The organism is Streptomyces sp. NPDC001450 (assembly GCF_053597295.1).
Genome location: NZ_JBSFHY010000030.1, coordinates 120,694 through 130,248 on the forward strand (window position 1 = coordinate 120,694; position 9,555 = coordinate 130,248).

A 9,555-nucleotide genomic window follows, 5' to 3' on the forward strand; every position below is an offset into this window, starting at 1 on the left:
ACGGTCGAAACGGGACCTGCACGATCCGGTTCCGGCAGGTCAGCCGCGCAGCGCGGACGCGAAAAGAGCCGGCAGCTTCAGCGCGCCCGGCGCGGCGGTGAAGCGGGTGAGGCGTGCCACGGTGGTCAGCGCCGTACGGTTGGTGACGAAGTACGGTGGCCGGGGGGACAGCGACGGCTCCCCCGTGACCAGGCCGCGCGGAGCCGGGGCGAAGGGAGCGCGCAGCACGGTCTTCTCGACGTCCTTGAGCATGAACGCGTTGTGCACGAAACCGATGCCGCTGCCGATGGCCTGGGGTGTGTTGCCCGGGAAGGCGCCCCACGGTGTGTAGCCGAGCAGGAAGCCCACCCCTGACCAGCAGTTGACGCCCAGCGTGCCGTACCGCAGGGCAGCGATCGCCGTCTTGAGCGCCACGTGCTCGGTGCGCGCGGTCCTGGGGTGGACGATCAGCGTGGCGCCAAGGCTGCCGGGGAGGACGTCGTTGGCGAAGTCGACGGCGTGGTGCAGGAATTCGTCCGTGGTCGTCCCTGCGAGCCGTACGACGCCCAGAGCGCTGCCGAAGACCTCGCTGGTGATCAGGACGTCGTTGTGGTCGGCGATGTCGGGTACGAGGAGCCGGCAGCCGTCGCCGTAGGTCTCCGCCGTCGGGTGTGCCGCACGGACGGCGGCGAGGCGCTGACCGGCCCCGGGGTAGTAGTCGGTGCGCGGCGGCAGTGCCCGCAGCACTCGCCGGATCTCGTTCAGCAGCCGCTCCGTGCCGTCCCAGTCGCGGGGGACGACCAGGACCTGGCTGGCGATGCAGTTGTGCCCGGAGTTGTTCATCTTGCTGCTGACTATGTGCTCGGCCTGGAACCGGAAGTCAGCGTCGGTCCATGGCCCGGGTGTCACGATGCACGGGCTGACACCGCCCAGTTCGCTGCTGAAGGGTTTGCCGACCAGGGGCCGGTCCTCGCGGCGCCGTTCGGCGGCGTCCTCGCCGGTGCCCCACACGATGGCGTCGTGGGTGCGGTCGCTGCCGGTGACGTGGATGCTGTCGACGCCTTCGTGCCGGGTGAGGTGACCGCCCTCGGCCGCTCCACCGTCGACGAAACGGACCCAGTCGCGCGCGACGAACTCGGCGAAGACCTGCTCGAAGTGCGGGCGGAGATAGGCGTTGACGGGGTTCATCTTGGCAACGACGACCTGGCCCTCGGCGTAGAGCTTGTGCAGGATGTCGAGGGCCGTGATGGCCGCGACGTTGCCCGCGCCGAGCACCAGGGCCACACCCGGGCGTCCGGGCCGCCCCCGGTACTCCCCCGCCGCCCGCTCGCGTACCTGCTCGGTGGTGGTGCCGGGGCGCGTCCACACCTGGGCGCTGAAGCCGTTGAGGAGCAGCCTGTCCCATCCGGTGGCGGGAAAGACGTCGACCAGCGCCCGGCCGTCCCGCTCGCGCACGGCCCCGGCGGCCAGGGGATCGCGGCCGGCGGCGATGCGCCGCAGGACGTGCAGCTGGGCCGCGGTGTTCTGTACCAGAGCCCATGGCCCGCCCATCCAGTCCTCGGCGGCCCACGGGGAGTCGGGAGCGTATCCCTTGGCGCTCGCCCCGGCTGCGGCCATGTCGGCGGAGCCGGCGACTACCCGCGGCAGCAGCCGCTCCAAGAGGGCGATGCGCTCGGACAGCGGGGTGGCGGACCAGGACTCGGCGCCGCGGCACAGCGCAGCGACGGCTTGGTCCAGGGCGGATGTGTCGAGGGCGCTGGAGGTCACGTCACTCCTTGTGGACGTTGATGGACGGCATGGAGGCGAACGTGCCTGATGCGGGACGGCGCGCTCCGTCCGAGGGCATGGGAACTGCGGGGACCTGTGGGTCGTGCGATGGGCGCATCCCGCAGAAGGGGGTGAGGACGGCCGGGTCTCAATCGACCAGCAGGCGAGCGTCGCGGTCCGGGTCGATCAGTGTGGCCGCGGCGGTCCCGCCCAGGAGGAGCAGGACACCGGTGATCAGGACGGCGTACTGGTAGCCGGCTGCGCCGTGGGCGTCCACGAGGTGCCCGATCAGTGTCGGTGCGATCAGGCCGGCGGTGGTCACGACGGCGTTCATGATGCCCAGGGCTCCGCCACGTCGATCGGCGGGAGTCAGCCGGGTGACGGTGGTTACGGCGATGCTGGCCATCGCGCCGGCTGTTCCGAACCCGGCGACCAGAAGCACGACGGTCGCGGCACCGGCAGGTACGGAAGGCAGTGCGAGGCAGGCTGCGGCGCTGATGAGCAGGAGCGTGCCGCCGACCCGGCCGCGGGCCGACCGGCTCGCCGTGCCGCGGCGCAGCAGCCACCCGGTCAGGCCGGCCTGACCGAGCACGACGACGGCGTTCAGGCCGTAGACGAGCATCAGCACCCGGGCGGACGCGGCCGTCGAGTAGCCCAGTCCCTCGTGCAGGTAGGAGGGGAGCCAGACCAGCCCGAACGCGGTGATCCAGTACGCGCCGAAGTAGGCGGTCGTGGCTCCGATCCAGGTCTTGGTCGCGAGAATCCGTCGGTACGGCGTCCGGCGCGCCGTCGCCCCGATCCCGTCGGCGGTGGGGGCGTCCGCCCGGGCGGAGCAGGCGTCGTCCGGCGCGGCGCTCGCGTAGCGCCCCTCCCCGCCGAGGGGGGCCCACAACAGCGCCCAGGCCAGGCCGACGAGCGCCACGACGGCGAAGGCCGAGTGCCAGCCGTGGTGGTCCATCACCCAGGTCAGGCCGGGTGCGGCGAGGAGCACGCCGAGAGTGGTGCCGAGGACGACCAGCGCACCCGGCAGGTTGCGGCTGCGGTCGGGGAACCAGGACATCGCGGTCTGCTGCGCGACAGGGAAGGCGGGTCCCTCGGCCGCGCCGAGCAGCACACGCGAGGCGATGAGCAGGGCGAGTCCTCCTCCCAGGGCCAGGGGGGTCTGGGCGACCGACCACAGCAGGGCCATCACCAGGAGCAACCACTTCGGCCGTATGCGGTCGGCGAGCAGCCCGACCGCGGCGCCACAGGCCGAGAACAGCAGGAAGAAGGCGCTGTTGGCGAGCCCGAAGGCGGACGCGGACAGGCCGAGGTCCATGCGGATCCGCTCGGCGGCCAGCCCCAACACGGACTTGTCCGCGAAGTTGACCATCATGAAGACGACGAGGAGTGCGGTGACGGTCCAGGCGCGGCGTCGTGGACCGCTCATGGTTCTCGTGGGGCGGGCTGGCACAACGGGGACGACGTCGGTGTCGGTCACAGGGACTCCGCGGAAGACAGTCGGGCAAGGGGGTGCGAAAACAGGCCGGGCTTGCGCCCGGCCCTCAGAGGCGGGGCGGTTACGGATCAGGAGAGCGGTACGCCAGTGATCGCGATGCGCTCCATGACCCGGCGCTGCGGGTAGTAGTCGTTGATCGCGTAGTGCTGGGTGGCGATGTTGTCCCAGATCGCGACGGAGCCCGGCTGCCAGCGGAAGCGGACCTGGTACTCGGGGATGCGCGCCTGCAGGACGAGCTCGTGGAGCAGCTCCCGGCTCTCGTCGTCCGACAGCCCGACGATCCGGATGGTGAAGGGCTCGTTGACGTAGAGCAGCTTGCGGCCGGTGCGCGGGTGGCGGACGACCAGCGGGTGCTCGACGGGCGGCAGCGTCTGGCGGTGAGTGGCGATCTGGCTGGCCGTCATCGCCGCGCCCCAGCTGTGCACCCAGTCGTGCTCGGCGGTCAGCCCGTCGATGCGCTCCCGCATCTGCGCGGACAGATTGTCGTAGGCGGCTGCCATGTCGGCCCACATGGTGTCGCCACCGGCGGGCGGGATGTCGACGGCGCGCAGCACCGACCCGAGAGCGGGTGCGGCCATGAAGGAGTGGTCGCTGTGCCAGATGTTCTTGTTGCCCGCGGCGTTGGCGTCCTTGGCCAGCCGGGAGACACCGGTGGTCTCCGTCTTCGGGAAGAACGGGTTCGGCTCCGGCTCACCCCACACGCGGGCGAGGGCGAGCTGGGAGGTCGCGTCGAACGTGTGCTGGTCCCGGAAGAAGATCACCTTCCACTCCAGCAGGGCGCGCTTCAGCTCCTCGGCGAGTTCCTCGTCGACCGGCGCGGAGAGGTCGACGCCGTCGATCTCCGCGCCGATGTGCGGGGTGAGCGGGTGGATGCCCAGACGGCGGTAGTCCGACGGCGGCAGACCCGGCGCGGTGCGCTCGAGCACGCGCTTGCCGAAGTGCACCAGGGGCTTGCCGAGAACGGGGGAAGTGGTGGTGGCGACGCTGTCCATGGACCCTCCGGGGACGACGGAGCTAATTTCGTTCCTGGCAGTATCGTTATTAGGGGAAGGGTGTGGCAAGGGTCTGCGGCAATCGATGTTCAAGCAGGGTTGCGGGGCCGTCGGGCCGGCCGGGAAGCCGGGCCTGCGTCCGACCAGGGCCGCGCGTCAGCAGGCGGCCCCGTCAGCGACGGCCGGCACGTGATCAGGTCCGCAGGGCCGAGACCGGGGCGAGGAAAGGCCGGGCCGACGCCCCAGCCGCTCCATGGCGCGGCGGCCCGCACCGTCCGCGCGAGGGGGCGTCCGAACGGCCCGTGGGGCGGCAGCCGAGGTCAGGGAGTCGAGGCGACGGCGCGGGCGACGAGGTCCAGCAGGGTGTCCACGAGCCGGGAGTCGGGCAATTCCCGCTCGCCGATCAGCCGGAAGAGCAGCGGCGCGGCCACCAGTGTGGCCGCGGCCCGTACGTCGATGTCCGCACGCACGTCACCTCGGGCGATACCGCGCTCGAGGATTCGCCGGGTCTCACTCGTGATCCGCTCGGTGTACCGGGCGTACTCAGCGTGGTCGACGCCCACCTCAGCCGCCGTACCGATCAGGCCCGCCAGCAGCCGGTCCGACCCGGGCATCCGGTACGCCTCCAACCGGGCCGTCAGTACGACCCGCAACTCCGCCCGGAAGTCGCCCAGATCGGGCACGGAGAGAACGCCGATGCGACTCTCGGCGGCGGCGATGACGAGATCCTGCTTGGTGGGCCAGCGCCGGTAGATGGCAGGCTTGCTCACACCGGCCCGGGCCGCGACGGCATCCATGGTGACCGCCCCCATGCCCTGCTCCGTGACCAGCTCCACGACCGCGTTGAGGACCGCCCCGGTGACCCGCTCCTCCCGTGGCCGACCCGGTCCCCGCTCCGCCCCACGCGTCTGTACACCCGCCATGCACCAGAGCCTACGGGTCCACACCGGACCACACCGGCCAGGGGTGCACCACACCCCGCACGCCGCGGCGCCCGCGAGCACAGCCGAGCTCCCACGCGCCCGCGCCTTGCAGGTGTCCGGCATGAGCAAGGCACCCGAAGGGGCGACCCCCGGTTTCCTGGCATGGCCGCCGTCGACGAAGTCGGGTGGCCGTCGGCCGGGCGGTGGCCCGCTCCGTCTCGCATGCCCGGCCCGAGGCCCGCCACTTCGCTCTGCCTTCAACCGGCGATGGCTTCCTCGGACCACCGTCGAGACGGCCCTGCGCTGCTCGCCGACCGGCCCTTGGATTGCAGCTCGAACCAGGTGATCTTGCCGGTGGCCGTCCGGACGCTGCCCCAGGCGTCCGCGAGCAGTTCGAGGAGCTCGATGCCGCGACCGCCCTCCGCGTCCGGATCGGCTACGTTGCGCACGGGGCCGGCGGACTCGGTGTCCTCGACCTCGCACAGCAGGCGGGAGTGACGCAGCCGCAGGTTGAGCCTGAGCGGGCCCCGCGTGTGACGCAGGGCATTGGTGACCAGTTCACTGGCCAGCAGCTCGGCGGTGTCGGCCAGGTCATCCACGGCCCAGTCGCCCAGTTGCTCAGTCACCAGCCGGCGGGCCTCGCGCACTGAGGTGAGTTCCCGCCGCAGGGGCCAGGAGGCGTCCCATGCGGTGGCCCGGCCGCGGGGCGCGTCCAGCGGCCGCAGCGGTGCGAGGCTGCGGGACCAGAGAACCTGCTGCCTGACGGCCCACGAGGGTGCAGCCCCACGAGAGTGCCGGCCTTCCCGGCAACAGGCGAGGAGACGGCCAATGGCCCTGACCATGGAGATCGGTCCCTTCTGAACTGGCGGCGGACAGGTTCGGCGGTGACGGGCCGGGCACACGCCGGGCTCGTACATGTAGCAACCGCTACAACTTCAATATAGACGTAATGGGCGCTACAGTAAAGACCTGGCCAAAACCTTTCAGAACGGACAGCCGGGAGTGGCTCTCCCACCTTCAGGAGCCCGCATGCCTCGCTCACCCGACCCAGCCAAGCGACGCGACCTGCTCGACCGGGTCCGCGACTACCTGCTGCACAACGGTCTCGCGGAACTCTCCCTGCGCCCGCTGGCCCGGGCCCTGGGCACCAGCGACCGCATGCTCCTGTACTACTTCGGAACCAAGGAACGCATGGTCGCCGAGGCACTCGCCGTCTACGAGCGCCGGCCCCTCCTACGCACCCGCGAACTTCTGAAGACCGTCGGCTCGCCCACCGACCCCGAGAGCCTGCGCCGTTTCATGGATGAGCTGTGGAGACAGTTCAGCGCCCCGGACGTACGCGCCACACTCCCCCTGTACCTCGAGATCATGAGTGCCGGAGCGCTGCACCCGGACCGCTACGGGCCCGTCATGCACGACATCATCACCGCATGGACGGACCTGCTCACCTCCGTCTTCCGTGACCTCGGTCTGGACCACGACCGGGCCCGGATCCAGGCCACTGTCCTGACCGACGCTTCTCTCGGCCTCCTGATGGCCCCCCTGGCGGACGGCGACTGGGAGCGGGCCGGAAAGGCATTCGACGCCCTCCTCGACAGCCTGGAACCCGGGTGGCATCCGACGGCGTGACGGGCGAACCAGGTCCAGCCGGGCCGGCCTGCGGTGTCAGGCCGTGATTGGCACCGGGTGCGCACACTGGATGTATGCGCGGGATGACCGCCGGCCAGGCGGCGGAGCGCGAGGACTTGCTCGCTGAGGCCGTCGCAGAAGCCGTCCAAGGAACGAGCGCGTACGCGGGGAGCGTCTTCCTCCGCTCCGGCGACCGTCGGTCGATCGTGCTCGCTGCGACGTGTGGGGTGCCGCCTTCCCTGCTGGGTGGATGGGGGCTCATTGCGGTGAACAGCCCCATCCCGGTCGCCGTGGCATACAAGTCCGGGCGCACGGTCCACCTGGCGAACGGTGATCAGACGATGCAGAGGTATCCCCAACTCGCGGTGGCTCTGCCGTATGCCTTCGGCTCCTGCTCCGTACCAGTGCACGCAGGTGGGGAACGCTTCGGAGCACTGGCGATCGTGTGGGCGGCGTCGCCGGGCAGCGAAGGGCTGTCCAAGGCCCAGCGCCGCCACCTGAGGAGCGTCGCGGGCCGGCTGGGTAACCGTCTGGCCGCAATCCGTGACCGTACCGGCGATCCCGTGGAATGCGACCAGCGGACGGTTCCCGTAGAGACCCCGGCTCCCTCGGCAGCCGCCATACGGGTGGGGCTCTTCGACTGGAACCTCGACTCCGGGATCTTCAGGATGGATGACGCGCTCCGCGCCATCTTCGGTCTCGACCCCGACGCTTTCGACGGACGAGTCGAAACACTTGCTTCGTGTCTCCACCCCGGTGATCGAGCAGCTTTTCGAGCCTGCGCTCGGGAGGCGGCAGGCGAGGGCCGGATCACCGCGCGTCGGATGCGCGTACGAGATCACAGCGACGGCGGCGAGGGCTATCACTCGGTCGAGCTGTGGGGCCGCGCACCGGAAGCCGACGATCCGCGCCCCGGCACGCAACTGGTCGGCGCGGTCGTGGATGCCCAGGCCGGCACCGCGGCCGTCGCAGCGGTCGAACGGCTGTGGGACGGGCTGTTCTCCCTCGGCCCGGACGGACGGGTCACCTACGCCAACCGCAGCGCCCTGCGACTGCTGGACGTTTCCGCCGACGAGGTACTGGGCCGGTGCCTCTGGGACGTGCTGCCGTGGCTGTCCGACCCTGGCTTCGAATACCGGCACCGGGCCGCGATGATCTCGCAGACGCCGTCGTCCTTCCTGACGAGCCGACCGCCCGACCAGTGGCTCGCCTTCTCACTCCACCCACGGGCGGACGGGTTGACCGGCTTGGTGGTGCCCGCAACCCGTGCCCCATCGGCCGCTGCGGGGTCTGCTTCCCCGATCACTGCAGTACCCGCCGCCACACCGGCGCGTCTGGGTGTCATGTATCACGTCCTGCAGCTGAGCAGCGCGCTGACCGAGGCAGTCACCACACGCCAAGTGTGCGAAGTCGTCTCCGACCAGCTCCTGCCGGCCTTCGGGGGTCAGCAGATGGCGATCTATGTGGTCCGCAGCGGAACGATGCACCTGCTCCACCACACCGGCCGCCACGAAGAATTCCTCGACTGGCTGGAGGGCGTTCCGCTGCGCGCCGGCCTGCCGGGAACGGAGACTCTGACATCCGGTGCTCCGCTCTTCATCGAGTCGCGGCAGGACCTCGCCCAGGGCTACCCGGGAATCCCCATGGGCCAGGTGAACTCCTGGGCATATCTACCGCTGATCGCCTCTGGCCGCCCGGTCGGCACCTGCGTCCTCGGCTTCGACGAGATCCATCACTTCACCGAGAAGGACCGCGGCGTCCTCACCGCACTCGCCGGACTGATCGCCCAGGCCCTGGAACGGGCACGGCTCTACGACTCGGAGTTCGCCGTCGCGCACGGCCTGCAGCAGGCGCTCCTGCCGCACCGGCTGCCAGCAGTCCCCGGTATCCGCACCGTCGCACGCTATCTGCCCGCTACCAGCGGTATGGACATCGGTGGCGACTGGTACGACGTCATCCCCACCGCCGGCGGGGCCCGTCTCGTCATCGGCGACGTGGAGGGGCACAGCATCGCTGCCGCGGCCACCATGGCCCAGTTGCGCAGTGCGGTCCGGGCCTTCGCAGCCGCGGGCCATACGCCCGCCGACATGATGGCCGGCGTCAACCGAACCCTGATCGACCTCGACTCCAGCCTGCTGGCCAGCTGCTGCTGCATCCACCTCGAGCCCCACGGCCGGCACGCCTACGCGGTCACCGCCGGCCACCCTCCTCCCCTGCTCCGCCGCCCCGACGGCACCACCGACGCCCTTGACCTGGACGTCAGCCCGGTCCTGGGCGTGGATCACACGAGCGTCTATATGCAAACCCGTCTCACCCTCCCGCCGGGATCCGTTCTCGCCCTCTACACCGACGGGCTGGTAGAAGAACCCGGCACCGACATCGACGTGGGGATCGACCGCCTACGAGCGTCACTGGCCCACGCTCGTGCAGGCTCACTGGACGAACTCGCCGACCGGATCCTGCACGATGCCCGCGGCTCCCCCTACCGGGCCGACGACATCGCCCTACTGCTGACCGAGCTGGTGCCGTCCGGTCAACCTCCGGACCACGGGCAGCCCGCGTGCGGCCGACAACGAGGGGCGTAGGGCTCGAACTCCCGCCATGGCGGCGGTCCTCAGGACGCCGGGGTGGCAGCCCGGCAGTCGGGACACAGACCCCAGAAGGTCACGGCGGCCTCCCGGATGTCGTGATCCGGAGGTGAGGGCGTCGGCCTGCGGGTACGACGGCGGCCCGTACGGCCCCTGCGGGTACTGCTGGGGTGGCTGAT

General features: G+C 70.7%; 7 protein-coding genes and 1 pseudogene. 3 read left to right on the forward strand and 5 right to left on the reverse strand.

The features are described 5' to 3' along the window. Positions 1–39 precede the first annotated feature (39 nt). The 5 genes from ACWC5O_RS29420 to ACWC5O_RS29440 form a co-directional block, all read right to left on the reverse strand. Complete coding sequence (locus tag ACWC5O_RS29420; RefSeq protein WP_450581578.1) at positions 40–1,746, reverse strand: aldehyde dehydrogenase family protein; 1,707 nt, start codon at positions 1,744–1,746, stop codon at positions 40–42. A 148-nt stretch (positions 1,747–1,894) separates the two neighbouring features. After that, positions 1,895–3,175, reverse strand: a complete 1,281-nt coding sequence (locus ACWC5O_RS29425) for an MFS transporter (RefSeq protein ID WP_450581580.1) — start codon at positions 3,173–3,175, stop codon at positions 1,895–1,897. A gap of 137 nt (positions 3,176–3,312) precedes the next feature. Continuing rightward, positions 3,313–4,236: a TauD/TfdA dioxygenase family protein gene (locus ACWC5O_RS29430; RefSeq protein ID WP_450581582.1), complete on the reverse strand. Its 924-nt coding sequence runs from the start codon at positions 4,234–4,236 to the stop codon at positions 3,313–3,315. A gap of 320 nt (positions 4,237–4,556) precedes the next feature. Further along, on the reverse strand, positions 4,557–5,159 hold the full coding sequence (locus ACWC5O_RS29435) for a TetR/AcrR family transcriptional regulator (protein ID WP_450581584.1): 603 nt from the start codon (positions 5,157–5,159) through the stop codon (positions 4,557–4,559). 257 nt (positions 5,160–5,416) lie between these two features. Next, positions 5,417–6,001: an ATP-binding protein gene (locus ACWC5O_RS29440; RefSeq protein ID WP_450581586.1), complete on the reverse strand. Its 585-nt coding sequence runs from the start codon at positions 5,999–6,001 to the stop codon at positions 5,417–5,419. A 187-nt stretch (positions 6,002–6,188) separates the two neighbouring features. On the opposite strand from ACWC5O_RS29440, the gene ACWC5O_RS29445 reads away from it, so the two are divergent. From ACWC5O_RS29445 to ACWC5O_RS29455, 3 genes and pseudogenes are all read left to right on the forward strand, one after another. Beyond that, on the forward strand, positions 6,189–6,788 hold the full coding sequence (locus tag ACWC5O_RS29445) for a TetR/AcrR family transcriptional regulator (protein WP_450581588.1): 600 nt from the start codon (positions 6,189–6,191) through the stop codon (positions 6,786–6,788). Between the two features lie 83 nt (positions 6,789–6,871). Continuing rightward, positions 6,872–7,306 (forward strand): annotated as a pseudogene (locus tag ACWC5O_RS29450) (GAF domain-containing protein); the annotation flags it as partial. A 306-nt stretch (positions 7,307–7,612) separates the two neighbouring features. Next, a complete protein-coding gene (locus tag ACWC5O_RS29455) occupies positions 7,613–9,373 on the forward strand; it encodes a SpoIIE family protein phosphatase (protein ID WP_450581609.1) in 1,761 nt (586 codons plus the stop codon). The last annotated feature ends 182 nt before the right edge of the window (positions 9,374–9,555 follow it).